Annotated in this window: 25 protein-coding genes, 1 tRNA gene and 1 pseudogene; 14 read left to right on the forward strand and 13 right to left on the reverse strand. The window is 62.1% G+C overall.

What is annotated here, in order from left to right:
* The first annotated feature begins 180 nt into the window (after positions 1 to 180).
* Positions 181 to 489, forward strand: coding sequence for a hypothetical protein (locus D7T59_RS06440; protein ID WP_258013182.1), 309 nt, complete (start codon positions 181 to 183; stop codon positions 487 to 489).
* Between the two features lie 264 nt (positions 490 to 753).
* On the forward strand, positions 754 to 1,329 hold the full coding sequence (locus D7T59_RS06445) for a DUF3313 family protein (protein WP_180853177.1): 576 nt from the start codon (positions 754 to 756) through the stop codon (positions 1,327 to 1,329).
* A gap of 536 nt (positions 1,330 to 1,865) precedes the next feature.
* Here the strand turns inward: D7T59_RS06445 and D7T59_RS21270 are convergent.
* The 5 genes and pseudogenes from D7T59_RS21270 to D7T59_RS06465 all read right to left on the reverse strand — a co-directional run bounded on the left by D7T59_RS21270 (position 1,866) and on the right by D7T59_RS06465 (position 7,488).
* The gene (locus D7T59_RS21270; protein WP_258013183.1) at positions 1,866 to 2,252 is read right to left on the reverse strand and encodes a hypothetical protein; all 387 of its coding nucleotides are present in this window, start codon (positions 2,250 to 2,252) and stop codon (positions 1,866 to 1,868) included.
* A 462-nt stretch (positions 2,253 to 2,714) separates the two neighbouring features.
* Positions 2,715 to 3,167 (reverse strand): annotated as a pseudogene (locus D7T59_RS21475) (TniQ family protein); the annotation flags it as partial.
* Between the two features lie 6 nt (positions 3,168 to 3,173).
* On the reverse strand, positions 3,174 to 4,184 hold the full coding sequence (locus D7T59_RS06455) for an AAA family ATPase (RefSeq protein ID WP_180853179.1): 1,011 nt from the start codon (positions 4,182 to 4,184) through the stop codon (positions 3,174 to 3,176).
* Complete coding sequence (locus tag D7T59_RS06460; protein WP_180853180.1) at positions 4,181 to 6,385, reverse strand: DDE-type integrase/transposase/recombinase; 2,205 nt, start codon at positions 6,383 to 6,385, stop codon at positions 4,181 to 4,183. The genes D7T59_RS06455 and D7T59_RS06460 overlap by 4 nt, the downstream gene beginning before the upstream one ends.
* 1,010 nt (positions 6,386 to 7,395) lie before the next feature.
* Positions 7,396 to 7,488: transfer RNA gene (locus tag D7T59_RS06465), tRNA-Ile, on the reverse strand.
* A gap of 527 nt (positions 7,489 to 8,015) precedes the next feature.
* Between D7T59_RS06465 and D7T59_RS06470 the strand changes: the two genes are divergently transcribed.
* The 3 genes from D7T59_RS06470 (at position 8,016) to D7T59_RS06480 (ending at position 10,640) form a co-directional block, all read left to right on the forward strand.
* On the forward strand, positions 8,016 to 9,203 hold the full coding sequence (locus tag D7T59_RS06470) for a TIR domain-containing protein (RefSeq protein ID WP_180853181.1): 1,188 nt from the start codon (positions 8,016 to 8,018) through the stop codon (positions 9,201 to 9,203).
* 194 nt (positions 9,204 to 9,397) lie between these two features.
* A complete protein-coding gene (locus tag D7T59_RS21480; protein ID WP_180853182.1) occupies positions 9,398 to 9,589 on the forward strand; it encodes a YegP family protein in 192 nt (63 codons plus the stop codon).
* Positions 9,590 to 9,992: 403 nt separating this feature from the next.
* Positions 9,993 to 10,640 carry a hypothetical protein gene (locus D7T59_RS06480; protein ID WP_180853183.1) on the forward strand — a complete coding sequence of 216 codons (648 nt, stop codon included), beginning with the start codon at positions 9,993 to 9,995 and terminating at the stop codon, positions 10,638 to 10,640.
* Between the two features lie 23 nt (positions 10,641 to 10,663).
* Here D7T59_RS06480 and D7T59_RS06485 read toward each other — a convergent pair whose 3' ends face one another.
* A complete protein-coding gene (locus D7T59_RS06485) occupies positions 10,664 to 11,494 on the reverse strand; it encodes an alpha/beta fold hydrolase (protein WP_110713859.1) in 831 nt (276 codons plus the stop codon).
* Positions 11,495 to 11,695: 201 nt separating this feature from the next.
* Between D7T59_RS06485 and D7T59_RS06490 the strand changes: the two genes are divergently transcribed.
* Positions 11,696 to 12,694: a GlxA family transcriptional regulator gene (locus tag D7T59_RS06490; protein WP_180853184.1), complete on the forward strand. Its 999-nt coding sequence runs from the start codon at positions 11,696 to 11,698 to the stop codon at positions 12,692 to 12,694.
* A gap of 3 nt (positions 12,695 to 12,697) precedes the next feature.
* Here D7T59_RS06490 and D7T59_RS06495 read toward each other — a convergent pair whose 3' ends face one another.
* Complete coding sequence (locus D7T59_RS06495) at positions 12,698 to 13,090, reverse strand: DoxX family protein (RefSeq protein ID WP_164136753.1); 393 nt, start codon at positions 13,088 to 13,090, stop codon at positions 12,698 to 12,700.
* Between the two features lie 118 nt (positions 13,091 to 13,208).
* Here D7T59_RS06495 and D7T59_RS06500 point away from each other — a divergent pair, with 118 nt between their 5' ends.
* Both D7T59_RS06500 and D7T59_RS06505 read left to right on the forward strand, forming a co-directional pair.
* On the forward strand, positions 13,209 to 13,628 hold the full coding sequence (locus D7T59_RS06500; RefSeq protein ID WP_111113055.1) for an H-NS histone family protein: 420 nt from the start codon (positions 13,209 to 13,211) through the stop codon (positions 13,626 to 13,628).
* A 49-nt stretch (positions 13,629 to 13,677) separates the two neighbouring features.
* Positions 13,678 to 14,085 (forward strand): hypothetical protein, encoded by a 408-nt coding sequence (locus D7T59_RS06505; protein ID WP_106548877.1) that lies wholly within the window; start codon positions 13,678 to 13,680, stop codon positions 14,083 to 14,085.
* Positions 14,086 to 14,108: 23 nt separating this feature from the next.
* Here the strand turns inward: D7T59_RS06505 and D7T59_RS06510 are convergent, their stop codons facing one another.
* Both D7T59_RS06510 and D7T59_RS06515 read right to left on the reverse strand, forming a co-directional pair.
* Entirely contained in the window at positions 14,109 to 14,750 is a 642-nt protein-coding gene (locus D7T59_RS06510; protein ID WP_180853185.1) for a glutathione S-transferase family protein, read from the reverse strand.
* Between the two features lie 85 nt (positions 14,751 to 14,835).
* On the reverse strand, positions 14,836 to 15,639 hold the full coding sequence (locus D7T59_RS06515; RefSeq protein ID WP_180853186.1) for an AraC family transcriptional regulator: 804 nt from the start codon (positions 15,637 to 15,639) through the stop codon (positions 14,836 to 14,838).
* Between the two features lie 7 nt (positions 15,640 to 15,646).
* Between D7T59_RS06515 and D7T59_RS06520 the strand changes: the two genes are divergently transcribed.
* Together D7T59_RS06520 and D7T59_RS06525 are read left to right on the forward strand one after the other, a co-directional pair.
* On the forward strand, positions 15,647 to 16,597 hold the full coding sequence (locus D7T59_RS06520; RefSeq protein ID WP_180853187.1) for a DMT family transporter: 951 nt from the start codon (positions 15,647 to 15,649) through the stop codon (positions 16,595 to 16,597).
* A 428-nt stretch (positions 16,598 to 17,025) separates the two neighbouring features.
* Positions 17,026 to 17,478, forward strand: coding sequence for a PA2169 family four-helix-bundle protein (locus D7T59_RS06525; RefSeq protein WP_180853188.1), 453 nt, complete (start codon positions 17,026 to 17,028; stop codon positions 17,476 to 17,478).
* A gap of 69 nt (positions 17,479 to 17,547) precedes the next feature.
* Here D7T59_RS06525 and D7T59_RS06530 read toward each other — a convergent pair whose 3' ends face one another.
* A complete protein-coding gene (locus tag D7T59_RS06530; RefSeq protein ID WP_180853189.1) occupies positions 17,548 to 20,904 on the reverse strand; it encodes an autotransporter domain-containing protein in 3,357 nt (1,118 codons plus the stop codon).
* A 188-nt stretch (positions 20,905 to 21,092) separates the two neighbouring features.
* On the opposite strand from D7T59_RS06530, the gene D7T59_RS06535 reads away from it, so the two are divergent.
* On the forward strand, positions 21,093 to 21,293 hold the full coding sequence (locus tag D7T59_RS06535; RefSeq protein WP_099554683.1) for a hypothetical protein: 201 nt from the start codon (positions 21,093 to 21,095) through the stop codon (positions 21,291 to 21,293).
* A 156-nt stretch (positions 21,294 to 21,449) separates the two neighbouring features.
* Positions 21,450 to 21,800 (forward strand): VOC family protein, encoded by a 351-nt coding sequence (locus tag D7T59_RS06540; protein WP_164136745.1) that lies wholly within the window; start codon positions 21,450 to 21,452, stop codon positions 21,798 to 21,800.
* 15 nt (positions 21,801 to 21,815) lie between these two features.
* On the opposite strand, the gene D7T59_RS06545 is transcribed toward D7T59_RS06540, so the two are convergent.
* Positions 21,816 to 22,445, reverse strand: coding sequence for a TetR/AcrR family transcriptional regulator (locus D7T59_RS06545; RefSeq protein WP_180853190.1), 630 nt, complete (start codon positions 22,443 to 22,445; stop codon positions 21,816 to 21,818).
* Between the two features lie 126 nt (positions 22,446 to 22,571).
* On the opposite strand from D7T59_RS06545, the gene D7T59_RS06550 reads away from it, so the two are divergent.
* Positions 22,572 to 24,044, forward strand: coding sequence for an MFS transporter (locus D7T59_RS06550; RefSeq protein ID WP_180853191.1), 1,473 nt, complete (start codon positions 22,572 to 22,574; stop codon positions 24,042 to 24,044).
* A gap of 11 nt (positions 24,045 to 24,055) precedes the next feature.
* On the opposite strand, the gene D7T59_RS06555 is transcribed toward D7T59_RS06550, so the two are convergent.
* Positions 24,056 to 24,346, reverse strand: coding sequence for a KGG domain-containing protein (locus D7T59_RS06555; RefSeq protein ID WP_164136742.1), 291 nt, complete (start codon positions 24,344 to 24,346; stop codon positions 24,056 to 24,058).
* Positions 24,347 to 24,543: 197 nt separating this feature from the next.
* The gene (locus D7T59_RS06560; RefSeq protein ID WP_164136741.1) at positions 24,544 to 25,008 is read right to left on the reverse strand and encodes a MarR family transcriptional regulator; all 465 of its coding nucleotides are present in this window, start codon (positions 25,006 to 25,008) and stop codon (positions 24,544 to 24,546) included.
* Between the two features lie 49 nt (positions 25,009 to 25,057).
* Here D7T59_RS06560 and D7T59_RS06565 point away from each other — a divergent pair, with 49 nt between their 5' ends.
* Complete coding sequence (locus D7T59_RS06565) at positions 25,058 to 25,969, forward strand: S41 family peptidase (RefSeq protein ID WP_180853200.1); 912 nt, start codon at positions 25,058 to 25,060, stop codon at positions 25,967 to 25,969.
* Positions 25,970 to 26,041: the final 72 nt, after the last annotated feature.

The raw sequence follows: 26,041 nt of genomic DNA on the forward strand, positions 1-26,041 counted from the left end.
GTGATTAAGCCTTCGTACTCCACTTGATCTATGCGATTGCAGTCGCCTCCAGCCATTCCCCTTCACTTGGGCAGAGCCATGAAGCGCATACGGCTGTTTGAATCGAAACTAGCGACGAGATTCCTTGAGGTCGATCGATTGGCGCGGGAAGGCGCCACGTTGAAGAACGTGGCTGAGAACATGCGCACGATCACCATCGCAGTGACGATGCTGATCGTGGTGGGGCTGCTGATGGACGTTCCCACGTCAATCATCCGTGTGGCGGCTATCGCCTGGGGGTGCTGGGCGTTTGTCTACGCGTTGCTTGCCGCAGCACAAGCAGGAATTCTCTTAGCCCTTGTACTTGGTGAGGTGCCGCTGTTGAAGAACATACTTATCCGAATTGGATTTCTCAGAGGCGCCATTGCCACAGGATTCGCGGTGCTTGTCGTGATCATCATGGCAGTGTCATGCGTGCTGTTTGATCCGAAGCACATGTTGCATTGGTGATTGCAGACGTCCTGCCGATGTCATGCATTCGTCATGTCCGGCATTCCGGACCGGCCAAGGCGAGCTTCGCACATGGCGATCCTCCACCTCAATTGATTCCGTTCCACTCAACCTGCGAAAGTCATGCACTCTGCAATTCACTGCTGTCCTAGTCACTCATCAGGCAGCGATCGAACTGCCACTATGGCGGAAACACCACGTTCCGTACGCGTCGCAAAAGACAGCTTGCGGCGGTGGGTTCCGCGGCTCCTTGCAGGGATGGGAATGTTGTTGCTGGCCGCATGCAGTCCGGTGCATGTGGTCAGGTCAAATCAGGCCAAGACCTATGCAGGTCTCACTATCCTCGGGGAGCGCCGGATGGAGATCGTGCCGGCGAACAGTGCGCGCGGGCATTTTCAGACGGTGACCCTCGCACCGGTCCTGCTGATGCCAGACGTGGCTGCAACGCTGAGTCCGGGCGTCGGAGATCGCCTCAAGGCCGCCGTAGGCAGTCAGCTACAGCGGCAGATCGACAGGCGCCTAGGCCGAAGCGGGGCAGGGCAGTCGGGAACGGGACTGTTGTTGCTTGTAAGGATCACATCGGTGAAGGAGGCGTCTGTCGGCCTGAACATCGCTACATCGGTCCTGGTGGGACCGGTGAGCAAGGGACAGTTGGCACTTGAGATTGAGGCGATCGATGCAAGCAATGGCAGGCAGGTAGCACTGCTTCTACTGGCTGACAAGGCGGACATGAGGGACATCCGAAAGAGCTACACACCGGATGGCCACGCCAAGGCGCTTGCGGGGCGGTTCGCGATAGAGGCGATGGAGTTCATCGCGCCGATGGTAAGATCACGCTAGCTTCCCGAGAAGCGTAGCTGCAAGCAACTTCACCAAAGATCTGCGTTGCCCCCGGTCCGTTGTTGCCAGATGGTGCTCACAGCACTGCTCACAGCACTGCTCACAGGCAGGCCCGCTTCTGGTTCGAGAGCACAAGCATAAAGACTGCAGGTGCGCAGATGCAGTCCGCGCCCGGTAATGCAGAGGGCCACAAGGAACGTCGTATCAGTTCATTGAACCGGCAGCCACTGGCGGCTCTGCAGTAGCGTTCCTACTAAGGAAGTCGCTCACCGTATAGCTGGATGAACTTGAGGTCCGTTGAGTTCGTTGCATAGTGGGCGTAGGGTTCGCCTGAGCCCATTGATGGACAGTTTGCGGGGGGGATTAGCTCCCAAAGCGTACGTCCGCTCTTGGCCGGAAGCGAACATTGGCGGGGCAGGGGATTAGGAAGATTCATCGGGGGTAGGGCGGATGACCGCTTCTGGCCGAAAGCGGACATTGCGCTGGGAGTACGTAGGTGGGAGGTACTAGGGTCTATCAGGAATTCTGGGCCCAACTTACTTACCAGTCCCGGGGGCATCCTTGACGCTTGCCTGTCCGGCTGTATCAGAAGAAAGGCAATGTTCCACTACCTTGCGCGCGGTGAGCGTTTGAACACCGCTGGCATTGGCAACTGCGCGGATAAGCTCTTTGAGCTGCTTGATGCGCCCAGATCTGTAGTCATCGATGAGTCCCGAGTTGGCCATCTCCAGAGCAGCCACCGTCACCGACTCCCGCCTCCATTGGGAGTACTCGCGTCGAAGATCCGCGTACCTTCTTGCTTCAATCGGAAAATTATGCCTGACGTAACCTGTAGACACATTCTGGTTTGCGCAGAAAGTGCGGAATGCGGGGGAGGACTTGGGGTTGTCAAGGGCGGCCTTCAGCGCCGCTTGAACCTTCAAATAGACACTTCGGGAGTGCCGGCCAGATCGTCTGGAGGAGGGGATGGATGCGGCATCATAGAGACAGTGAGTTACGTCAGGGGGGCGTGACGACTGAAAGTCAAGCAGTGATGCTCCGAACGCGGTGGCGAACTTCAGAACACTCATAAGCGACGGCTTACTCGACCGAGAGCCAAGAGCCCTTACATTGACTAATGGGTCTCCTGGGGGAAGGTCTCTTCGGTGCCTCTTGAAGAAAAGGCGCATTCCTTCCCGATTGAGAGTCAGGTTCGGATTCTCGGCGCAGGCTGTTACCAACTCATGCAACAGCTGCTCGCCAAAACCGGGGTGCTCCAAAGGCGCGTGTAAAGGGGGGATCGCTCTGAGGTTCGCGCGGCATACGTAGCATTCGTCTAGTTGAGCGCCTGAAGCGTAGACTTGAGTGCTTTCGCAGGAAGGGCAGCGCTGGAGCAGCGGGGTCTTATGAATCGAGCACCTCGTTATTGGAAGCAAGGCCCAAAGAAGACGGTCGTAGACCTCTCCTCGTTCTCTCGCATCCTCCGCGTAGCACGCAGGGCACCATGCACGTGAACTCTTCAGAGCGCCAATTGATGTGCTTGAAATCACTTGTTTGAGTGACAGGATGGTGGCGGATCGTAGGGATGTGATGCCGGTTGCGGCACCCAGTGCTTTAACTAGCTTTGCAGTATCAGACCCGACACCACAAAGCTGAATTCTCACTCCACTCTGGGTGATTCTAGGAAGTCGTTCCAGCCGTTGGTTGCAGTTGTTCCTATCCCACCACGCATCCAGGTGCCTAGCCAACTGCCAATGGCTGCAGCCATGTGCCCGAGCCATGCGAACGAGGTAGCTGCTGATTCCCTCGACCTCCAGGCTTCCTGCACCGAGATGCGGAACGGAGAAGTAATCGGCCATGGTTGGTCACCTTCTGACAGGGGCTACGGGGTCCCGCTTGGGCTTCCGTTGAAATGGCCTCCTCTGTACCTTGGAGCGGCAACTCAAGTCAGCGCCATTCTTCGTCTCGCTGGGAGGCGTCGGTAGCTTTCTCATTGCGGACTCCCCTTCAGCAATTTCTCGAGCGATGAGGGCTATCTGCTCTTCATAACGAGTTTCCATGAAGTGTTCCAAGCGGAGCGCCCGCTCTCCACGGGAGTGCATCTCGCACATGGCGGCATTCACCCAGCCTAGGAGCAGCCCCAGGCATCCGAGTGTCCCGGCAGTCATGTAGCTAGAGTGGATAATCAAACTACTTCCGCTCTTCCAAGGAAGATGGGCATCCAAACCTTTGAGAATCCCGAGAAAATTCAGCTCGTCTTGACCCGTAGGTCGATAGCGACCGAACTCAATGACTCTCATTCGTCCGTTTAGATGAGCAGAGGAAAGCCCTGCCGCGAACAGCTCGTAGCCCCCGGCCAACACTAGAATGATGTCCGTGGTGTTGGCCAAGCACTTCAGAGAATCAAGAATGTCGGATGCCTGTGCACCACGGTTGGTCCGCAGTAGGTGATGAGCTTCATCAATGAAAAGGTAACGGGTCTTCCGATAGATGATCGCCTGCTCGAGCTTGATCCTTAGCTCTGTCTCCGACTCTCTCTGGCGAATGATGCCTCTGAGATCGCCATACATAGGGTGGCGCAGTGCTTGTAGTGCGCGCATTGTAAAATGTTTCATTGAGAAGCGCCCTCCATGCGTAGTCGCAGCCTCAACAAGGATCACCGGCAGCTCGTCGTCTGAGATCGGGCTCTGGACTAGACGACGGGCCACACTTTGCACCAGGCGTGACTTTCCCACACGGGTGGGACCGACCAGGAGGACAACACTTCCGGGCGCTCCCATGGCTAACTGCGTGAAAAGTTGGCGATCTACCTCTTGGTATCGGGGATGGTCGATGTTGAGTTGATGCAGCGCTTTCGCGGGTATGATCTTGGTCATGGCTGGGGGTTCCAGCTGATGGCGATGCTTGGAATATCGTCGCTACAAAGAGAAGGATTTTTCTTTGCGTCGCGAGCTGTTGACGAGAACGGTGTGGGCTGCTCAGACGGCGTCACGCGCTCCCTCTCACTAAGGTGCCTTGCCAAAGATAGGTCAGCTTCGTGCCTTGCCTCCGCCAGCTCTGCACGACCATCCAACCTGAGCGTGGTTCTGCAGATTCTAGCTGTGAGACTGTCCATCGCTTGCTCAAGAGAGCCGCGGCTTCGGCATGGGAGCCAGCCTCCATCTAGCCATGCATAGACTAGGTTTTCGTCCCAAGAGTCCATTCGTACTTCAACCCTTCGCTTGGACGAATGGGCGAGCCCTGTGCCCCAGTACCATCTCCCAAGCACGTTGATTCCGCGTGACCTGTCCACCAGATACATTCGCTTCGGCGCGTCGATTGAGGTTGCAATCAGGAAGTCTTGGTCGAAACTCACTGGAACTCCTGACATGGGGTAAAGCTCAAGTCCATTTCCCATGATCACGTCTGGGGAGTTCAGTCGCTCACCGCGCAGGTGAACGTTCAGCTGTTCGAAGATGGAGCTTTCCAGCTCGTGATAGAAATCAATGAGATCCTGCTCGGCAAGTCTATGGCTGCGATGTGATGGCGAGACTGATCTACCTCGCATGTCATTGCGTGTTGATCCAATGTGCTGCCATAGGATAGATGTCTTGAGTGTCCCGAATAGCCTTTCCAATTCGCCGCCAAACCTGGGGGCGCCACTTGGTCTATCTTTCTTGTGGACGCCATATAGCGCGAGCGTGGACTCGTAGAAGGTTGACTCAAAGTCCGATCCGCAGTCGCTAGCAATCGATTCGGGAAGCCGCTTATGTCTTCTCGCACAGTCTCTTAGTAGCTCGGCTAGAACCTTTCTCCCTGGTGCGCGGAATCCAACTGTGAGAGCTAGTACTTCCCCGGTACAGGAGTCTCTCAGAACGCTAACCCAAGGTCTCTGTGTGAAGCGCCTATTGCCTGAGCTGCACAATGCAAGTGTGCGGTCTCCCAGGTAGTGGTCGGCCTGCGCTGATTCGAAGGGTCTTTTCGTCGGGGCACTCGCGTGGCGACGGTCAACAGGATTTGCGGCGCTGTTCGCGGCTCGCTTTCCGCCCACCGCGAAGGCTAGGCTCTCTTGGTCACGTCTTCGAACTCTGCCGGCGTAAGTGTTGAGTGATACTGGAAAGTCACTTTCGGCCAGCTCTCCCAGGGCCTTCTTGTCATCGAGTGCATTCTTATACAGAAGATAGCTTGCCGACACCGACAGGCCGACGGGGCTGGCGTGGTGGGCACTTATGGATTCTTGGAGGAAGTATTCGTGCTCAGCCGTCAAGCGCGGAAGCCGATTGCCGGGCCGTGGCCGGGGTAGAAGTGCATGAGCGTCGCCGTTGCTGTGGCGAAGAAGTGCCTTGTAGCGCCGCATCGTGCGCTTTGAGCGCGTGGGCTCGGATACGCCGTCAAGCTCCTTCTTTCGCTCAATCATGATTGATGCTTGGGCTAGGTTGGGAATGCATCGAGATCGGCTAGGGTTGCATGACTCTGTGCGATAGGCTTCGAGCGTTTCCATTCCAAGCTCGAAATCCCTTGCCGTCAGGGCAACCAAGCCATCTTCAGGGCACGACAGAAGATACAAGTCCAGCGGAGCATACAGCCAGCCGTCATGTATCCCTCGAAGGATGACGCCCGCATCTGGAAGGTGGAGTTCGGAGTGTAGGTCCGAGATGCTGGCGATCATTCGCTTGGCCAGGTAGCGGGTTATCCGTAGTCTCCACTTCTCTCCGATGTCATTCTTTGGCCATCGCCGTACGGCGAGCAGCAGATCTATGTTGCTACTGCGGAGCTGGCTGCGGTCATCCGGGGTCCATACCCTATGGCTGATGCCAAGTTCTGAGAAGTATGAAACGGCCGGCTCAAAGCTGAAGTCGTTTCCATCAAATCTCCAGTCCTCCTCCCTGATGTTGGTTAGTGCCTCTGCGCCCGACCTGGTCTTGCACTCCACGACTGTTGGGCCCGTCGCACGGATGATCAGGTAGTCCGGCGTATGAGTCGTGCGCTGCCGTCGTCCACGCCGATCTGTGATGACCAAGGGAACGGCTTTTGGCTGGTCCCAGTACTCCAGAATCTCGTAGTCGTACTCACACATACGTACCAGGGCGCCTTCCACCGTCGCGCTCTCCGCTTGGATCACCCTCCCCATGCGTTGGCTGGCGAATCGTTCCGGCGTGTTACGCGTCCTTCCAGAGCCCACCAGGCGTGCCGGCTCGCGTGACCGCACGTGCTCAATGTAGTCACGTCCGAGTGCAGGGATGTCCCAAGAATCGAATAGCGCTTCTATCTGCTTTGAGCTCAGCATTGGACCCTCCGGCCAGCTGATAGCTGGATGACAGGCAAGGACTGTCCGTGACGGCGCCGATAGGCTCCGAACGGAAGTTGACTTACTTAGGAAGTGGTGCTGAGATCGAGATGCCAAGTGAGCGATTTATGGCATTTGTACGAAAGCCCCGACCGCTAATCGGGGCTTTCGTTTTCTCAGCGACCGGACGCGGCTATCTGTCCATCGTCGCCTCCAACAGTAGGGATGTGGTTCTTCGGAAGTGTCGCCTGTAGGTACGCGGCGAGGTGCTTGGGTGAGGTGTACAGCCCCTGCCTGTTTGGCAGCCGGAACATGTCGATCGACACTACCCCGCGGCTACGAGCCTTCGCCAACGAGTTGGCGCTTCTGTAGCCCAGAATTCTTGCGATCACAGTCGAATCGATCAGTAGCCCGTACTCCCTCTGGAGCCAGGTCTCCAAGTTGCTCTGCGTGTGTGCTTGGAATTCCATGACCACTCGTGACGGTCTTGTTGGATCATCCTAGGCACGTCTGGGGTCTGTGTGCAAGTGTAGTTTCCTTGCAAGTTGTTGATTAAAAACAACTTTCGTTGCGCTGCACCGAACTACTTTTATTGCAGTAAGAGAGTACTAGCGCCCAGCGCTGCAACGATTGGGCGCTCTCTGCGAGGCTGACTCACCTGGGGTTGCGCACTACTGCCGCCTGCGCTTCGGCATAGCCGCACTCAAGTGGGGCCTAGGAGCGACGGGAACATTTGTGCGCTGAGTCGAGGGAGAGGCATCAGCGGTAGCAGCTTCAGCAGGTACGGAGCCGCAAGGCGTCAGCGCCAAGGATTAGTCTGGTGGTGCCCCTGGCCGGGCTCGAACCGGCACTTGCCGCTTATCTGGCGCTGACGGGATATAAATCCGCTGCTCTACCCATTGAGCTACAGGGGCGTGATCATTGCGATCACGCCGGTATTCGAGCGTATTCTGAGCGCGGAAAAATTTTCATCGAGAGTTACCTTAGCATAGGCGGAATCGGCCGACTGCCGGAGAAAGGGGCGCTGGCGAGCCATAGGGTGCTTCATGAGCGAGACGGGCAGAGGAAGGCAATTGGCCGTTCGCAGCAGCCCTTGCCGATTGGTTCGACGTTTGACCCCTGAGGCAGTCAACCTCGACATCACTCAATTGACTGGCGCGCTTGGGTGCTTTTCGCTGGGTGGAACGTCGCTCTGGAGAGCGAAGGGTGTTCTTCAGGCGCCTCATTGCCCTGGAGCTTGCAAGCGAAATTGTCAATCAGGTGTAAGATCTACGCATGATTGAAGATCAAATAGTATATATAAATCAGTATCATATAGTTACTTTCTGAAGTCATGAATTATGTTTGGGTTAGGCATTTCGTGGAGAAGTCATTGATTGACGCGGCGCCTTCGTCCATAGTTCGCCGGACCCTACCAACATGCGCTGGAGTGAAGGCAGAGATGGCTAAGAAGAAGTTGCCGCTCCCATCAGATGGGCTTGTCGACTCCGGCTCAAACCCCGGTCGAGCAGTTGATACGCCAGTCACGAAGCCGGTCGCGCGGGCTAAGGTGATGCAAAGCGACATGCCATCACTGACTCTGGACCAGGCTCTCAGGGTTCCTAGGGCGATCTGGGACGACTTTGCTGGTAAGAGCGCAGCTCCTCACGACATTGCGTTTGCAGTGAACATGACGCCGACGAGTGGACCTTGGCGCACGTTAACAGGCGCCTCTATAGCCTACGGGCTAACGGAGGGCGGCTATGGTGCAGATTCGATTAAGCTCACGCAGTTGGGGCGGCGAATTGTTGCCCCAGTGGAGGAGGGAGACGATGTGCGTGGGCGGGCGGAGGCTGTGCTTAGGCCACGCATAATGCGTGAGTTCTTTCAGCGCTACGACCGCGCAAAATTCCCGCAGGACGGAATCGCAGCAAACGTCCTGGTAACCATGGGACTTCCAAAGGAGCGTGCGAGCGAAGCGGTACAAGCGTTAAAAGTGACGGGGGTCAATACCGGAATTCTGCGAGAGACAAAGACCGGTCTTTTTGTTGCTATCCCTGCCCCAGGGGAGGGGCCAGTTGCACAGGTAGTCGCAATTGATTCTTCCGCTAGCAGCGGCGTCGACGTCACTCGCGACGATTTTGATACTGAGACTCAGGTCGAGAAGGTGGATGTCCCCCGCGGTAGCGCGAGGCACGCCGGACGACCCGCAGAGCCAAGTAATAATAGGGTCTTCATCACGCACGGAAAAAGTCGTGCCATCGTGAACCAGATTAAGGAGCTGCTCCAGTTTGGGAGCTTTGAGCCAGTTGTATCCGTGGAGCGTGAGTCGACGGCCGTTCCGGTTCCAGACAAGGTGTTCCACGACATGCGTGAATGCACTGCTGGCGTGATTCACGTTAACAGTGAGGGGGAAATGCTGGACTCGGAGGGCAACAAGCACGTCCATCTCAATCACAACGTGCTCATCGAAATCGGAGCCGCAATTGCGCTTTTCAACAAGCGGGTCATCCTGCTTGTGCAAAAGGGAGTAGCTTTGCCGTCGAACCTTCAGGGCTTGTATCGTTGCGAGTACGAGGGGGATAAGCTCGACTACGATGCGACCATGAAGCTACTCAAGACGTTCAACGAGTTTCGGGCGAAAGCCTGACTTCTCCCGAGTTGTTTTTTTCCCTGCTGAGAAGCAGGATTTATTGACGCAAGCCTAGTTCTGAATTTAATGTGGTGCGGTTTGGGGGCTAAGGAGGTGGCACTTGGAAGGCGTCATTTCCGGTAATAAATAACTCAGAATCTATCGGAAGTTATATGAGTTTTCACTAGACGGATCATCCCGAGGGAGGTTTCATGGCTACTGTAACTTATCCGTGTTACTGGGAAAAAAAGGACGCAAAGGGGCATTGGTACTGGATCTACTATGCGTCGAATGGGCTTGCTATCGCTCGTAGTAGTGAATCCTACGTAGCGAAGGCGGACTGTGACCGCTCAATTCAGATTCTAAAGGCGTCGGCAGCTAGTCCTGAGTTCTACGATGGCTGAGACGAATGCACAGGGATTCGTCGGTACTTGCGGCTTTGAGCCTCTAGATGAGTTGCAGGCTTTTTAGAATGAACGGTCGGCGCCTCAATGGCCGGGCGCTGACCGTTCAGGCGCCGTGAAAGAGAACGTTGTAGAGAGCGTTTTTGAGGGGCGCCGCAGTGTCTCAGTAGTAGCGCTCTTGGTCATTCGTCATTTGAGGGCCGTGCCCTTTGAGAAATTCTGTAAGAGAGGGAGATGAGGGGGACTCTTCAGCGTCATCTGAACATGGACTAGTAGGACCAGATCTCACGGTCAGTGCATGCATTGAATTTGCGGACAACTTATCCTTCCGCCCACACGGATTGCTGCCTCCCTGCACATCCCGCCGCTCCGGCTATAGCTGATCCGCACAAAAGGATCGAACATGCCTGACGCCAACGCCCCGGTGGAAGACTTCACCACCGAGATCGAAGACAGCCGGCATCTGTTTGCCTGGTGCCTGATGCACTACGGTCAGATTCCCGAAGCGCTGGCAATCGAACACGCACGCCAACGCTATCCCGACCAGACCGCCGGCCACGAATACGAGCACGAACTGCTCTTCCACGACGAGCCCTGGCATTGGGCGATGCTGCACGTGCTGGGCGAAGGGTACTGGTACCAGAACCCGGAACTGGCGCAGCCGTCGCTGGCATACGACACCGAGTCGGACGCGCTGTGCCTGGCTCGCGGTGAGTCGGTTCCCTTGCTGGATGAGGATGAGTATCTCGGTGCGCTTGCCCACGCTCGCCATATGCATGCGTGGACGCTGATCCACCAGGCAGGCATTGCCGAAGAGCAGGCGCAGCGGCAGTCGCTCGAACACTACGCCTACTTTCCGCCGCATCATCGTTGGCGCATGCGCGTCCACGATGCGCGCGCTGCATGGGGCAGCGTGATGGGAGCGCTGCACCCCGATGGCTACTGGTCGCAGCCGGAGCTGCACACGCCACCACAGGCCTATTGGCATGCGTCGCGCGCATTCGTTGCCGCCAATGGCATCCGCCTGCCGGATGGTCCGGGAAGTGCCTGAAGCACTTCCCGGATCCTTCACGATCAACTTTCCAGGAACGCCAGCAGGTCGGCGTTGATCCGGTCGGCGTGCGTGGTCGGAATACCGTGCGGTGCACCTTCGTAGGTGATCAGCGTGCCGTTCTTCACCAGCTTCGCGGAAAGGACGCCGGAGTCGGCATACGGCACCACCTGGTCGTCATCGCCGTGGATCACCAGCACCGGAATGGAGATGCCCTTCAGGTCTTCGGTGAAATCGGTCTGCGAGAAGGCAACGATGCCGTCGTAGTGCGCCTTGGCCGAGCCCTGCATGCCCTGCCGCCACCAGTTCCAGATCACCGCGTCCGACGGCTTCGCACCGGGGCGGTTGTAGCCGTAGAACGGCCCAGCCGGTACGTCATGGTAGAACTGCGCACGATTGGCCGCCAGCTGTGCCTGGAAATCGTCGAAGACCTCCTTGGGCGTGCCCTGTGGGTTGGCTGCGGTCTTGACCATCAACGGCGGCACCGAGCTGATCAACACTGCCTTGGACACGTTCTTCTCGCCGTGGCGGGCGATGTAGCGCACCACCTGGCCGCCACCGGTGGAATGGCCCACATGCATGGCACCCTGGGTGCCCAGCTTCTCGACCACTGCAGCAACATCGTCGGCATAGTGGTCCATGTCATGCCCGTCCCAGACCTGGCTGGAGCGGCCGTGACCGCGGCGATCATGCGCGACCACGCGGTAGCCCTTGTTGACGAAGAACAGCATCTGCGCGTCCCAATCGTCGGCGGTGAGCGGCCAGCCATGATGGAAATGGATGACCTTGGCGTCGCGCGGACCCCAGTCCTTGTAGAAGATCTCGACGCCGTCTTTGGTGGTAACCGTAGCCATTTCAAGGTTCCTCGCTGTTGGGTCTGGAGAACGTCCTGCGTCGCGGCGGCCTGCATCGGTGCAGGAGCAGGGACACTGACGGTACGTGTTGCGGGAGTGGCCCCAGGCACGCGATTCCTTCTATGCTGGGGCGGCCATCACTCCGCCCGAATCCATTCTTGGGTAGCGCCGTATCAATTGAAATCGGTGGAGGTGACATTCATGGGTATCGAAACTGACAAGCGGATCGAAGTCGCTCTGCTGATCTACCCGGATTGCCAGATGGCGGCCGTCCACGGCTTGACCGATCTGTTCCGGATCGCAAATGAATGGGCTGCGTATCCTCACGAGGATGACCGGCGGTGCTTCATCCGGGTGACGCATTGGCAATGGAACCCGCAATCGACCCGCATGGAATGTTGCTGGGACAGCGATCCCGGCGATGTGAATGCTCCCGCCTTCGTGATCTCGCCGCCAAGCGTGGCCATGCCTGAGCGCATGTCCGCGATGCCACACGAGGCGCAGTGGCTCAGAACGCTCCATTCAGGCGGCACGATCATGTGCTCCGTCTGCGCGGGCGCTTTCGTGCTTGCCCAGACCGGCCTGCTTGCACGGCGACGGGTCACGACGCACTGGGCGTTCGCAGGCCTGCTTGCCAGCACCTACACCGACGTCCAGGTGACCACCGAGAATGTCGTCATCGATGATGGCGACGTCATTACGTCAGGCGCGATCCTTGCGTGGAATGATCTGGGCCTGTTGATCGTCGATCGCACGATGGGCTCCAGCGTGATGCTGGCAACAGCCCGCTTCATGCTCAGTGACGGGATCCGGCAGGACCAGCGACCATTGCAGGGATTCCTGCCAAGGCTGGATCACGATGACGCAGCGCTGCTGGCTGTCCAGCGATCCATCCTTGCCGAACCCGGGTTGCGCCACACGGTGAGTGCCCTGGCTCAGCGTGCCCACCTGACCGAAAGAACATTCATCCGGCGATTCCAGAAGGCCACGGGACTCAATCCGGCCGACTACATCCGGCAGGTCAGGATGGCCAAGGCCAGGGACGCGCTGCAGCTCGGTGATATCCCGGTTGCGCAACTGGCCTCGACATTGGGGTACGACGATGTGAGTGCGTTCCGCAAGGCATTCCAGAGCGTTGTTGGCATGTCCCCTTCGGCCTACCGGGATCATTTCCGGATCAGGCGGCGCGCACAGCAATGAACATCACCCACGCCGCCCGCGCCCATCAATGCTGTACCGCCCAGCCCCGGTGCAGGCCAGCAGCAGGAAGCCACCGGCCAACCCCATATTCTTCAGGAACATGATCTGCTGGGTCGGGTCGGCAACGTTGTGGTGGAAGATGAAAGCGGTGACCAGGCTGAAACCCGCCAGCACGATCGATACCAGCCGGGTCTGGAAGCCCAGCAGGATGCACAGGCCGCTGCCGATCTCGAAGGCGATGGTGGGCCACAGCAGGATGCCGGGTACCCCCATGGCTTCCATGTAGCCCTGGGTACCGTTGAGGTCGCCGAGCTTGCCTATGCCGGATACCAGGAACAGCGCCATCAGCAGTATGCGCGCAAGCAGGTAGGCGAGCGAATGCGGTGAGTTGCTCACGTCGGGTTCCTCGGAGATGGCTGGCGAAGGCGATCGGAGCCCACCGGCAGTGAAGCCCGTGTCTACGTACCTGGCAGGGCGCCTTGACAGCTGGCCGCCCGCAGGAGACCTTTCCACCATGACGATCGATATTGAATCGCTCAGCCTTCGGGAGCTGGGCGCCCTGGTGGTTGCCGCTGAACAGCGGAAACAGCTGATTTCCAGCCGCCGCCCGGCCAGCGCGGTGCGGCGGATGTTGAAGGCCGCCGCGGCGGAGGCCGGTTACACCCTCGAAGAACTCTTCGGTGGCGAAGCCTCGGAAACACCTGCGCCCGCCCGCAAGCCCGCCCGCCGGAAATCCGGCAAAGTCGCGCCCAAGTATCGCGACCCGGAATACAAGCGCCTGACCTGGACCGGTCGCGGGCGCATGCCGCGCTGGTTGGCGTCCAAGGTGTCGATGGGTCACAAGGCCACCGATTTCCTGATTCCTGGCCTGGCCAAGCCGACCGCCGGCAAGACCAGCACCATCGGCAAGCGGACCGTCATCAAGAAGGGATGAGGCTGCGGCACTGCTACGCTGCCCGGGTCTTTCAACCAAGGAGCACGGGATGGCACACGAGGGTGGCATGACGATCACGCCGAAAGTCCTGTACACCGCCGCAGGCGCGGCGGTGCTGGTCAGCCTGTTGGCCTGGGCGGTGGAATGGAGCGGGATGGCCTATGTCTGCCCGTACTGCCGCGTACAACGCACGGTCATCGGTGTGCTGGGCGTGCTGACATTGTTCGCGCGGCCGGGGGGCATCGTCGTGCCCTGGCTTGCATTCGCCAGTGGCGGCTTCGCGTTCGTGGTCGCGGCGATGCAGCACTTCAACGGCTGGAAGCGTATTTCCGCTGGTGATTTCAGTTTCAACGCGCAGTGGTACATCGATCCGTGGCTGCTGTCAGGCTGCGCGATGCTGATCCTGGTGGCGCAGCTGATGCTGGTGCAGGCGGCCTGCCGGCGCAGGTTGCGCTGAGTGTTTCCACGCGTGGCGTGGAACTACCCGTTCTGGAATACCGCCAGCTGCGCAGCGAATGCGCGCTGGTAGGCGGGACGTTGCGTCGCCCGTGCCACATAGGCCAGCAGCAGCGGGTACTCGTCGAGCAGGCCACTGCTCTTCAGGCGCAGCAGCACCGAGACCATCAGCAGGTCGCCCACGCTGAACCCGCCGTCCAGCCATGCCGCTGCGCCCAACCACGCGGACAACTGCGAGAGACGCATCCGCACGCGCTCGTCCAGCATCACCAGCCGCTGTGCATACCAGGGCTGTTCTCGCTCCAGCACCCACGCCATGGAGCGCTCGACGATGGGCGGCTCCACCGTGTTCAGCGCGGCGAACACCCACATGACGGCGCGCATGCGCGCGTCCGCATCGAGGGGCAGCAGGCCAGGGTGCAGCTCGGCCAGGTGCAGGACGATTGCACCGGACTCGAACAGGACCTGGTCGCCCTCCTGCCAGGTGGGAATCTGTCCGAACGGATTCCGCGCCAGGTGGGCAGGCTGCTTCATTTCGGCGAAGGTTAGCAGCTGCACGTCATAGGGCACGCCCAGTTCTTCCAACGCCCAGCGCACGCGCATGTCACGGGCCAGGCCCTGGCCGCGGTCGGGGGAGGTGGCGAAGGCGGTGAGCATGGGGGACATCGGGGCGCTCCTGCAGGCGGAAAGGCCGGTCTCTTCTGTTCCGACGAACGACGGGTCGGGAAATCGACAACGCCCGATGCGCCCGTCATCCCGCCCGGTGCAGCTTCCGGTACTGGTCCGGCGTGCACTGTGCGTGCCGCTTGAACATCTCGGCGAACGCACTGACGCCGGAGTACCCCAGCTCCTCGGCGATACGGCTGATCGGCCGGCGCGTGCACAGCGCTTCGGTGGCACGCACGAACTTCACCCGGCCGCGCCAGTCACCCAGCGACATGCCCAGTTCACTGCGCGCCAGGCGCTCGAGCTTGCGCACGCTCATGTGATGCCGCTGCGCGATCTCGGCGACCGGCTCGGATGCGGACAAGTGTTTCTCCATGTACGCCATCACCTGCTTCAACGCATCGCTGCTGGCGATGGGCAGGAAGCTGGGCAGTACCGCAGCGCTGACGATCTGGTCGATCACCACCGCGGCCATGCGCCGATGGGCGGGCGTCCGGGGATCGGTCACGCCCTGTCGCGCCAGCTCGTGCAGCAGCTCGCGCAGCAACGGGCTGACTTCCAGCGCACTGCAGCGCTCGGGCAGGCGGCGTGACAACGCCGGCGACAGGTAGGCCGAGCGATAGGCCAGCCGCGACCGGTTGCGCGAATAGTGGGGCATCCCCGGTGGGATCCAGATCGCGTAGTGGGGCGGGGACACCATCCACTCGCCGTCGATCTTCATCTCCATCACGCCCTGCGCGACGAAGTTGAACTGGCCCCACGGATGGCTGTGCGTGCCCCAGTCGGTGGGCTCCATCGCACCCTGCCGGAAGTAGACCGGACCGGGCAGCTGGCGGAAGGTGGGGATGGGCTCCATCGGTTGCCGCAACCCGGGGTCGGGGTGACGCATTTTCAGGATGTCCTCGATATGCGCCAAGCGTACGCTGGCCACTCTCCCACGTACACCCACGCTCTTGAACTACCTCTTCCCGATACTAGCCTGCCTGCTGTGGGGCGCGAACACCATCGTGACCAAGCTGGCCTCGGGCTCGGTGGGTCCCATCGATATTGGTTTCTTCCGCTGGCTGGTGGCGGCCATTGTCCTGTTGCCCTTCGCGCTGCCGCGGCTGCGCAACAACCTGCAGACCGTGCGCGCCAACCTGGGCCGCTTCCTGGTGCTGGGGTGCCTGGGTGGGGTGATGTACCAGTGCCTTGCGTACTACGCGGCACACTTCACCTCGGCCACCAACATGGGCGTGATCCAGGCATTGATTCCACTGATCGCATTGGCGTTGTCGCGCGTGTTCATGGGTCATCCTGTGCGCGGTACCTCCATTGCCGGTGCGGTGGTTTCCACTGTCGGGGTGGTGGCGGTGGTCTCGCAGGGCGATCTGGCGCGACTGGCCGCCCAGGGTCTGAACCGTGGTGATGCGATCATGCTGATCGGTGCGCTGGCCTTCGCCGCCTACAATGTGCTGATGCAGCGCTGGAAGATTCCGCTGTCCGTGCTGGAGTCCTTGTTCCTGCAGGCCACTGCCGCATCGCTGATCCTGTTGCCGGTGCAGCTGCTGGCCGGTACCGGGGTGAACAATCTCACCGCGGTCGGCTGCATCGGGTTTGCGGCAGTATGCGCGTCGATCCTGGCCCCACTGACCTGGATGACCGGATTGTCACGGTTGGGCGCAGCGCGTGTTTCCGGCTTCTTCAACCTGGTGCCGATCGTGACCGCCGCACTGGCCGTGCTGCTGCTGGGCGAATCGCTCAGTGGCTGGGTACTGGCCGGTGGCGTGCTGGCGGTATCGGGCGTGGTGTTCGCCGAGTACGCGGCCAAGCGGTCCATGGCCAGGCAGGATATCGAAGCGACCTGACGCTGCTTGCATCGGCGTCTCGCTTTCCGGCTCCATGCACGCCTGGTGCACGGACCCTGCACATGTACAGATAGGGCTGTGCTTCAGTCTGGCAGTCCTGTCCCAGCATGAAGAGCGAAAAGATGAACACGCCTGGCAAGCCCCAACCCACCTGGAAGCAATGGCACGTACTGCTGGTGATCCTGGCAATTGCGCTGCTGGTCACCCTGATCATCGTCATCGCACCGTGGTGACCAAGGCTGCATGCGCTCAGATTCCGTGAACGCCGATGATGTGTGGAATGAAGAAGTCAGCAAGGGTTGCGCATGGTGATGCATGCATCAATTCGCGCTCACCAGATCGGCACACGTACCTGTCCACAGTGGAGTCGAAGGCAATGCAAGCGCACTGCCATTCCCCAACATTCGAGCGAACAGGAGCGACTACACATGAGCACCCAGTCCACCATCGAACATCGCCTCAACGACCTGATCGAGATCGCCCGCGATGGCAAGTCCTTCTATGAGGAAGCCGCAACGAAGGTAAAGGATGCCGAACTGTCGGCACTGTTCACCCGCATCGCAGGGGTCAAGGCGCGGATCGTCGCGGCACTGAGTGGTTCGGTTGCCGCCAGCGGTGGCAAGCCGGCCGAGCACGGCACCATTGTCGGCTCGATGCAGCAGTTCTACGGCAAGGTGCGCGCCGCGTTTGGTGATACCAATTACGGTTACGTGGCCGAACTGGAGGAATCCGAAGACCGCCTGCTGGGCGCGTTCAAGGATGTGCTGCAGGACAACGATCTGCCGCCGGCGGTGCGCCAGGAAGTGACCCAGTTGCTGCCGGATGTGCAGGAGTGCCACAACGTCATGCGGGCACGCAAGCATGCGATGAAGGCCGCTTGATCGATCAGGGCGGAACCTGAAAAAAGGGGCGGCCCTGAGGCCGCCCCAAACCGTCAAGAGAACACGCGTCTAGAAACGGACCGACCAGCGCATGTTGGCGCCGTGGTCGCGGCTATCACTGCCGTACTGGCCGCTGTAACCCAGCTCCAGCTGCTGGCGCGGGGTCAACCACGCCGACAGCCCCAGCTCGGCTACCACGGCGCTGTCGGCAATCGGAGCGCCTTCGACCGCGAAGGTGGTGCTGCTGTTGGCGAAGGCGAGGTTGGCCACTTGGCTGCGGTCGCCTGAGGCACGGCGATAGCCCACGCCACCACGCAGGTGCAGCCAGCTGTCCTGCTGGAACGATGCCTTCAGGCCCTTGTCGAAGCGCAGGCCAGCGGTGGCGATCGTGGTGCCGGTGTCATCCACCTTGCCGTGCAGGGCGGCTGCACCACCGCGCTCGTTGATCTGCTTCAGGTCCACCTCCACGCGCGCGACCTGCAGGTAGGGTTCCAGCCCGGCCTCCGGGCCACCAAAGCGGTAGCCGGCTTCGATGAAGGCCTGGCGGGTATGCGCGTTGTAGCGTGCGCTCAGGTTGTCGCTGAACCCTGCGAAGTCGACATCGCGGGTGCTCTTCACCTTGTGCTTGCTCCAGGCGACGCCGCCACGGAGGCCGAAGCCGCCCCAGGTGTGACTGGCATATGCACCGAAGTGGGTGTTGTCGATCTTCGACGTGGCACGACGCGCCTGCTGCTTGACGTCGGTGCGGCCGGTGCCTGCCAGCACGCCCAGCTGCCAGCCGGAGAACTCGCGGTCGATACCGATCAGCAGGCCGTTGCTGTTGGCTTCGGTGCGGGCGGTGTTGCTGTTGCCGTCCAGCTTGCTGTTGCCGCCCAGGGCCTGCACCCAGGCACCGGTGGCGTCGCCCGCATCGGCGCCCGGCGCGGCTGCACCCGCACGGCGCGACAGCGCGGCATCGCGTACGTAGCGGCTGCCTTCCACCAGTGCGAGCGGCGTGGCTGCGTGCAGTTCGCCGCTGAGGCCGTCGAGCACGCCGCCAACCTGTTGCGGGAACAGCTGGGTCAGCGGCTTGGGCAGGCCCTGGCTGATTGCCAGAAGGTCGGCGGCCGTCGCTGCCGCGCGCTGGTTCGGCGTGCTGGCCGCACTGGCCAGCGTGGCGCCACGCGCCACGTCGATGCGGGTGCCATTGGTACCGTAGGCGAGGCTGAACTTCAGGAACGGCGAGAACGCACTGAAGTCGGTTTTCGCGAACTGGCCGTTGATGCCGCCGTCGGCGCGGATGAAGTTGAACTGCTCGCCGAGATAATAGATGCCCGGTTCCGGCAACGCGACCAGGGTGCCGCCAAGAGTGGCGGTACCGGTCACGTGCAACTGGTCGCTGCGCCCTCCAGGCGCGAGTTCGGCGGCGTAGACACCGGTCGGGCCCTGTACGTAGTTGCCGTTGATGGTCAGCGTGCCGATCGAGTTGCCGGGAGCGATGGTGCCGTCCACCCGGGTGCTGCCCAAGGTGCCGACACCCTTCAGCAGGCCGTTGCTGCCGACCGTGGTGGTGCCGCCGGTCTGCAGTCCATTGAAGGACACCACGCCGCCGTTGACGGTCAGGTTGCCGTCCTTCAGCACGCCGCTGGCGCTGACTGTGCTGACGCCACCTGTGGTGGTCAGAGCGGTGGAGACCAGGCTGCCGTTGAGCAGGAGTTGCCCGGCCTGCACCTCGACCGCGGAGGTGAGGGTGCTGGTGCCGTTCAACTCCAGCGTACCCTCGCGAAGCACCGCGCCGTTGAAGCTGTTGTCGCCGCTCAGGCGCAGCCAGCCGATGCCGGACTTGGTCAGTTTGCCGGGGCCACCGATGTCATTGGTCCAGTCGTCCCAGGCATCGCCTTCCCACACCTTCAGGCCGCCGGCCTTCTGGTTCATCACCACGTTGGTATCCACGCGCAGCGAGCCATAGCCCTCGATGGCCCTGCGCAGGTCGACCATGCCCCAGCCGTAGATCGGGTCGATGCCTGCCGCACCGAGATCGCGCGTGGTGGTCAGCAGGACGTCGCGCACCTGGGCGTTGTCCAGGTAGGGGAAGCGCTCCATCAACAGGCCGAGTGCGCCGGTGATATGGGGAGCGGCCATGGACGTGCCGGTCTTCAGGCCGTAGTCGTACGTGGGACTCTGGCTGTCGATGAGAAGACGGACGTAGTCTGCGGTCTTCTCCAGCCGTCCCTGGATGTCACCGGAAACGATGGTGCTCAGGATTGCCGTGCCGGGTGCGGAAATACACCAGTTGGCTGCAGCGCCGCAGATGCTCGAGCCTGCGTTGATCACGTAGTCGGTTTCGCCATTGGCTGCATTGGGCTGGCGAACGTTGGCGACGGCCAGCCAGTAAGGCTCGATCTCCGGCTTCCAGCGCGGCAAGGCCGCGGTGATGCCGGCGACGGCGCCGCTGCCATTGCCGGCCGACCAGACCTGGATCAACTGCGAAGCAGGGGCGTTCGCACTGTCCTTGTAGATGCTTCCGTATACGTCGTAGCCGGCGCCGATGCGTGCGTACTGGGCGTCCAGCGCGGCCACGGTCATGTTCCGGGTGGAGATGCCCCAGCTGTGATTGATGGCACGCACGCCTTGTGCCTGCAGCTGCGCGTACATGTCCAGCCTTGCAGCACCATCGGGATCCGTCCGTTCCACGGCTTCAGGCAGGTAGCCTCCGCTCGCCTGGCGCTTCCACTCGTAGTAGGTGTCACCAAACACGCGGGCGGTCGTCAGATCGGCACCGAAGGCGACGCCATGCATCCCTGTGCCATTGCGGTTGGCACCAATGGTTCCGAGCACATGCGTGCCGTGATCGGCATAGCGGAAACCCCATTCACGGCCTGCGGCAATGATGTTGGCCTGCAGGGAAGCAGGCACGCCGGCGCCGAGCGTGTAGTAGTTGATGCCCGGTTGATCCCCCTGTGTCTGGCTGCACGCGCCGGTACCGCCGACGGTTCCCGGTGACGCACAGTTCGGGCCGATGGTGATGCTGGAGGTGTTGCGGCCGGCGAATTCGGGGTGAGCCAGTGCCGAGCCGGTGTCGAACAGCGCCAGGCGCACGCCCTTGCCGGTCAGGCCGCGGGCATACGCGTAGTCGGCCCCCATCGCACCCAGGCCCCAGTCGGCGTTGAATTCATCGCTGCGCCAGCTGGCGGCATCGCCCGGATTGCCGAGCAGGGCAGTGCCGGTTGCCGCCGGCGTGGTGGCCGTCGGTACTGCAGGCGCGCTGACGGTGGGCTGTGCCCAGGCCGCCTGCAGCTGGCGCTGTTGCTGCCACGCGTCGAGCGCTTCGTTGGCCATGGCGGGCGATGCAGCGGCAAGCAACAGGGCGCTGGACACGGCCAGCGCGAGGCGGCTGTGCAGCGGGGAGCGGGAGCGGGACGAACGGCCGTGCTGCGGGTGATTCATCGGGCAACTTCCTTGATGGACGGACAACAAGGCCGTTAACGCCAATCCGTGGCGATATCCCCCATGTACATGAAAGAAGAATTGTGAACGAGTTAAGTGTGCGTGACAGTCGGCTTCACTTCGTCTCCCCGTGTCCTCGCTAACGTGGGCCGGCCTGGGCTCACCAGGCTTATCAGGGAGTGATGGCGATGCGTGTTATCAGGAAGGTGATCGCAGTGGCGGTATTCGCGTTGGCGTGTACCGGTTCGGTGGCGGTGGCTGGGCCGGTCGAGCCCTGCGACCAGCCGTGCTGGCGGGCGTATCAGATGTGCCTGGCCAGTGGCACCGATGCCGGTGAATGCCAACAGGCGTACAACACCTGCGTGGTCGATCTGTGCATGGGCGTGTGAGTCGCGCCGTTTGAGCCGTACGTGGAGCCCCGTCATCGACGGGGCTCTTCTGTTTCAGCGGTCGCCTCAGGTGGCGATGCGGGCAGCTGGGCTGAGCCCGCTTGCGGGCCATGCACGCAGCGGCGAGGATGGGAAATCGCATCGGAGCCGCTGCACATGGCCGTCAAACGTATTGTCGCCAACATCGCCACGCCCGACCCGGCGCGTGCCGCGGCGTTCTATGGCGGGCTGCTGGGCATGCCTGTGGTGATGGATCATGGGTGGATCGTCACCCATGGCGGGCAGGGCAGTGCGCTGGCGCAGGTGAGCTTTGCCAGCGAAGGGGGTTCCGGCACCGCGGTGCCGGACCTGTCGATCGAAGTGGACGACCTGCCGCAGGTGCTGGAGCGCATGCACGCGGCCGGCATTGCACTGGAGTATGGGCCGGTCGACGAGCCCTGGGGCGTGCGTCGCTTCTTCGTCCGCGACCCGTTCGGGCGGCTGTTGAACATTCTCGCCCACACCTGAGCGGGGAGCGTTGCTTCAGCGGCGCCTGCCGCCGCGCGCCGCAGCTGCCGGAACGCCGACCATGCGCAGGCACTCCGCTTCCACGGCGGCGATGAAGGCATCGGCATCCTGTGCCGGTGTGGCGATCAGGTCGTCGCTGGCGCCATGCACGCCGGCATAGATCAACGAGGCGGTGACCTGTGGAGCGGGCAGCTGCCACAGTCCGGCTGCGTTACCCGTTTCAAGGATGCCCAGCAGTTGCTGCTGGATCGCATTGCGCTCGGCGTTGCCGCGCTGGTGGTGGTGATGGTTGGCGTACACCACGTCATGCAACGCGTGGGTGCGCACGTAGATCTCGATGTTGGCGCGGATCCAGGCGCGCAGGCGCGCTGCGCCATCACCGGCAGGGTGCTGCTGCACGGCCTGCTCGACTTCTTCCATGAACTGCCGCGTGTAGCGCTGCGCCAGCGCCTGCAGGATCTCGGTGCGGGAGGCGAAATAGGTATAGAAGGTGCCCTTGGCCACGTCGGCCGCAGCGACGATGTCGCTGACGGTGGTGGCGTCCACACCCCGCGACAGGAACAACGCCTGGGCGGCGTCCATCAGTTCCTCCTGGCGGGTTTCGGCGGGCTTGGTGCGAGGCCTGGCGACAGCTGGGGTCTGCATGGTGGGCGGTATCCGGGTGTGACGGCCGCCATTCTAGCTGCCTCTGCGCACTGACTGACCGTCGGTCATTGACCGACGGTCAGTCAGTCGCTAGGATGCGCGCACATCCTTCCCCGGGATCCACGCATGAAACGCCTCCAACGGCCCGCCCTGGTGCTGGCGGCCTACCTCGGCACGTTCCTCGCTTCGCTGGACATCAGCATCGTCAACGTGGCCCTGCCAACCCTGCAGCAGGCGCTGCAGACCGACATGGCCGGCCTGCAGTGGGTGATCAACGCCTACGCGATCGCACTATCAGCGCTGATGCTGTCAGCCGGTCCGTTGGGGGATCGCTATGGTCATCGGCGGATGTGGCTGCTGAGCGTCGTCACCTTCATCCTGGGCTCGCTGCTGTGCGCCTGCGCCAAGGATCTTTCGACCCTGGTCGTCGGGCGCGCGGTGCAGGGCGTGGCAGGTGCGCTGTTGATTCCCAGTGCGATGCCGATCCTGAGTCACGCATTTCCCGATCCAGGCCAGCGTGCGCGCGTGATCGGTGGCTGGTCCGCCTTCAGCGCGTTGGCACTGGTGCTCGGCCCGTTGCTGGGCGGGGCGCTGGTGCAGCGCGCCGGTTGGCCCAGCATCTTCCTGATCAACCTGCCTTTGGGGCTGCTGGCGCTTGCGCTTGGCGCCTGGGGCATTGCCGAGCGGCGCCACCCGCAGCACGCCGCACTGGATCCGGCCGGGCAGCTGCTCAGCATCGTTGCGCTGGGCGCGCTGTGCTATGGCCTGATCGCGATCGGCGAGCATGGCCTGCTGGCCCCGGTGACGCTTCTGGCGCTGGGCGCGGCAACTGCCGGGCTGATCCTGTTCGGCATCGTCGAGCGGCGGGTGGCACGCCCACTGCTGCCGCTGGACCTGTTTGCCGACCGCCGCTTCGGCATGCTCAACCTGGCCTCGTTCGTGCTGGGCTTCACCGCCTATGCGAGCCTGTTCTTCCTGTCGCTGTTCTTCCAGCAGGCACAGGGATACGGTGCCGCGCTGACAGGCTCGCAGCTGGCTCCCCAGTTCCTGTTGATGGGTATCGTCTCGCTGCTGTTCGGTCGTCTGGTCGCCCACCTCGGCCTGCACGCCGCGCTGGTGCTGGGCTACGCCCTGGCCGGGGTGGCGCTGTGCGTGATGGCCACGTTCGAACCGGCGACGTCGCGCGCTTGTGCCAGTGCCGTGTTGATGCTGCTTGGCGTCGGAATGGGGCTGGCAGTGCCGGCGACCGGCATGGCAGTCATGGCCAGCGTACCGGCTGAGCGCGCAGGTATTGCCTCCGCCACGATGAACGCGTTGCGCCAGGCAGGCATGAGCCTGGGCATCGCGTTGCTGGGGAGCCTGATGGGCCAGCGTGCCGTGCAGCACTTCGCCGCTTCCGCGCAGGCCGCAGGGCAGCAGCGGCTTGTTGCGCAGGCGCGTGATCTCATCCTGCACCCGGCCTCGATGCACACCACGCCGCAGGTGTTGGCCTGGTACCGCAGTGCGATGGCCAGCGGCTTCGGTTGGGCGATGGTGGCGGCGGGTGCGCTGGCCCTGCTTGTGGCGCTCGGGCTGTATCGGCAGCGCGCCCCGGCCTGACCGCGCGGGGTTCACCCCTGCTGGCGGTGTGGATCCTCTGCACCGTGCTCGATCTGCTGCTGCTGGCGTGCATTGGCGTGGCGTGCATGCCCACCTTCGCGTCCGATCGCGGCCATGTGCTGCCGGTCGCGGCTGATCGCTTCGCCGCCCTTGCGGCCAGCAGCACGCGCTTCGTCGGAACTGAACTCGTGCGCATTGCCGGAGGCATGTGCCGCGCGCCCACCCTTGGCGGCGATCGCGCGCTGCTTGTCCTGGTCCATCGAGGCGAAGCCCCGGTTGGAGCGGTGATTCTGGTCGGTCATGGGACGTCTCCTGCTGCAGGGTCGGCGCCGTCGTCAACGGCAGCGCCCATGCTTGGCCAACGCGTGCTAAGTCCAGGTCGCCATCCTCGCCATGGCCTTCACACCACGTGCGCACGCGGTTGATGACGTGGCCATTCAGGCGAACGCAGCGGGAGCCGCCGTCCACCAAGAGGCGAGGCATCGGCGACGGCGCAGTGTCAGCGCCGGCGGGCGTCGCGCAGTCGTTGCGCGAATGGCCGCTGCTCCAGAACCTGCAGTGCCTCGCGCAGCACCTGCTCCAGCGACTGGCCGAGATCCGCATCGAGGCTGCGTGCGGCGCGCGCGGTGGCCTGCCATTGCGCCTGCAGCGCCGGCAACGCCTGCAGTGCGTGCGGGCTCAGCTGCAGGATGCGCTCGCGGCTGTCTTCGCCGATGACGGCGTGCAGCCAGCCGTCGTGCACCATCGCCGCCACCGTCTGGCTGAGTGCCGAATGGCTGAGCCCGCAGGCCAGCGCCAGGTCCTTGATGCGGCAGGGGCCCTGCGCCATCAGCGTGCGCAGCACCGGGGTGTAGCGGGGCCGGTAGTCCAGCCGCAGGTCGCGATAGGCCTGCTCGACCGCCGGGTCGAGCTGATCGAGCAGGGCGCGCAGCAGGGTGCCCAGGCTGGCATGTTGGAGATCCATGTCCGCAATGATATATAAGCCCTTATATATCATCAACGCGGGGGCGGTCATGGTGGTTTCGTGGATGCTGGGCACGCTGCTGGCAGCGTCCTGCCCGGGCCAGGACACAGTGCTGCAGGCGGCGGCTGTGGCAATAGAGGCGCAGTACCTGGACGTGGCCGAAGGCGCACGCATTGCCGACGCGGTGCGTGGCTGGTCCACCCAGCAGCGCTATGCGGGCAGCTGCACGGACCCGAAGGGCTTCAGTGCGCGCCTGAACCAGGATCTGGACGTGTTCGACGGCCACTTCCATGTGGAACGGGTGGATGCCGGCGCCGGGCAGGACGATTGGCTGATGGCCTGGCGTGCGGATGCACGCAGCAATGGTGCGGGCGTGCGCGAGGTGCGGGTGCTGGAAGGCAACATCGGTTACCTGCGCCTGAGCACCTTCTATCCGCTCGATCTGGCACGGCCCAGGCTGGCGGCGGCGTTCACCCTGCTGGCCGACACCCAGGGTCTGGTGCTGGATCTGCGCCAGAACGGCGGCGGTGACGATGGCAGCGCGGACCTGCTGGTGCGTACCCTGCTGGAGCCGGGTGTCACCGCGGTGCAGGTGCTGGAGCAACGTGGCCGGCGTACGCCGGTGCCGCTGCCGCCTGCGAGCCTCCCGCCGTACCTGAAGCCGCTGGTGATACTGATCGACCGCCGCACCGGCTCGGCGGCCGAGTTCGTCGCGTATTCGCTGCAGGCCCTGGGACGTGCGCGCATCGTCGGCGGCCGCAGTGGCGGTGCCGCGCATATGTTCGATGATCCTGTGCTGCTGCCCGATGGCTATCAGATCAGCATTCCGGATCGGCAACCGATCAATCTGCGCACCGGTGGCAACTGGGAACGGACCGGTGTCATGCCTGACGTTGCAGGCGGTGACGACCCGCTGTTCATCGCGCGCCAACTGCTGGCGCCGCCGAAGTCGTCAAGATGAACGCACAGTTGTACGTTCGCGCTATCGCGGATGCGCTGTTGCATGCCTAGAATCGAGGCATCCCGGTAGTTC

Origin of the sequence: Stenotrophomonas maltophilia, assembly GCF_013464915.1 — a bacterium.
GTDB lineage: Bacteria > Pseudomonadota > Gammaproteobacteria > Xanthomonadales > Xanthomonadaceae > Stenotrophomonas > Stenotrophomonas maltophilia_AT.

What these genes read in the sequence shown, in the direction of transcription:
- D7T59_RS06440 (WP_258013182.1), top strand. Translation starts at nt 181, where the DNA reads ATGCGCACGATCACCATCGCAGTGACGATGCTGATCGTGGTGGGGCTG.
- D7T59_RS06445 (WP_180853177.1), top strand. Translation starts at nt 754, where the DNA reads ATGTTGTTGCTGGCCGCATGCAGTCCGGTGCATGTGGTCAGGTCAAAT.
- D7T59_RS06455 (WP_180853179.1), bottom strand. Translation starts at nt 4,184, where the DNA reads ATGACCAAGATCATACCCGCGAAAGCGCTGCATCAACTCAACATCGAC.
- D7T59_RS06470 (WP_180853181.1), top strand. Translation starts at nt 8,016, where the DNA reads ATGGCTAAGAAGAAGTTGCCGCTCCCATCAGATGGGCTTGTCGACTCC.
- D7T59_RS21480 (WP_180853182.1), top strand. Translation starts at nt 9,398, where the DNA reads ATGGCTACTGTAACTTATCCGTGTTACTGGGAAAAAAAGGACGCAAAG.
- D7T59_RS06480 (WP_180853183.1), top strand. Translation starts at nt 9,993, where the DNA reads ATGCCTGACGCCAACGCCCCGGTGGAAGACTTCACCACCGAGATCGAA.
- D7T59_RS06485 (WP_110713859.1), bottom strand. Translation starts at nt 11,494, where the DNA reads ATGGCTACGGTTACCACCAAAGACGGCGTCGAGATCTTCTACAAGGAC.
- D7T59_RS06490 (WP_180853184.1), top strand. Translation starts at nt 11,696, where the DNA reads ATGGGTATCGAAACTGACAAGCGGATCGAAGTCGCTCTGCTGATCTAC.
- D7T59_RS06500 (WP_111113055.1), top strand. Translation starts at nt 13,209, where the DNA reads ATGACGATCGATATTGAATCGCTCAGCCTTCGGGAGCTGGGCGCCCTG.
- D7T59_RS06505 (WP_106548877.1), top strand. Translation starts at nt 13,678, where the DNA reads ATGGCACACGAGGGTGGCATGACGATCACGCCGAAAGTCCTGTACACC.
- D7T59_RS06510 (WP_180853185.1), bottom strand. Translation starts at nt 14,750, where the DNA reads ATGTCCCCCATGCTCACCGCCTTCGCCACCTCCCCCGACCGCGGCCAG.
- D7T59_RS06515 (WP_180853186.1), bottom strand. Translation starts at nt 15,639, where the DNA reads ATGCGTCACCCCGACCCCGGGTTGCGGCAACCGATGGAGCCCATCCCC.
- D7T59_RS06520 (WP_180853187.1), top strand. Translation starts at nt 15,647, where the DNA reads ATGTCCTCGATATGCGCCAAGCGTACGCTGGCCACTCTCCCACGTACA.
- D7T59_RS06525 (WP_180853188.1), top strand. Translation starts at nt 17,026, where the DNA reads ATGAGCACCCAGTCCACCATCGAACATCGCCTCAACGACCTGATCGAG.
- D7T59_RS06530 (WP_180853189.1), bottom strand. Translation starts at nt 20,904, where the DNA reads ATGAATCACCCGCAGCACGGCCGTTCGTCCCGCTCCCGCTCCCCGCTG.
- D7T59_RS06535 (WP_099554683.1), top strand. Translation starts at nt 21,093, where the DNA reads ATGCGTGTTATCAGGAAGGTGATCGCAGTGGCGGTATTCGCGTTGGCG.
- D7T59_RS06540 (WP_164136745.1), top strand. Translation starts at nt 21,450, where the DNA reads ATGGCCGTCAAACGTATTGTCGCCAACATCGCCACGCCCGACCCGGCG.
- D7T59_RS06545 (WP_180853190.1), bottom strand. Translation starts at nt 22,445, where the DNA reads ATGCAGACCCCAGCTGTCGCCAGGCCTCGCACCAAGCCCGCCGAAACC.
- D7T59_RS06550 (WP_180853191.1), top strand. Translation starts at nt 22,572, where the DNA reads ATGAAACGCCTCCAACGGCCCGCCCTGGTGCTGGCGGCCTACCTCGGC.
- D7T59_RS06555 (WP_164136742.1), bottom strand. Translation starts at nt 24,346, where the DNA reads ATGACCGACCAGAATCACCGCTCCAACCGGGGCTTCGCCTCGATGGAC.
- D7T59_RS06560 (WP_164136741.1), bottom strand. Translation starts at nt 25,008, where the DNA reads ATGGATCTCCAACATGCCAGCCTGGGCACCCTGCTGCGCGCCCTGCTC.
- D7T59_RS06565 (WP_180853200.1), top strand. Translation starts at nt 25,058, where the DNA reads ATGGTGGTTTCGTGGATGCTGGGCACGCTGCTGGCAGCGTCCTGCCCG.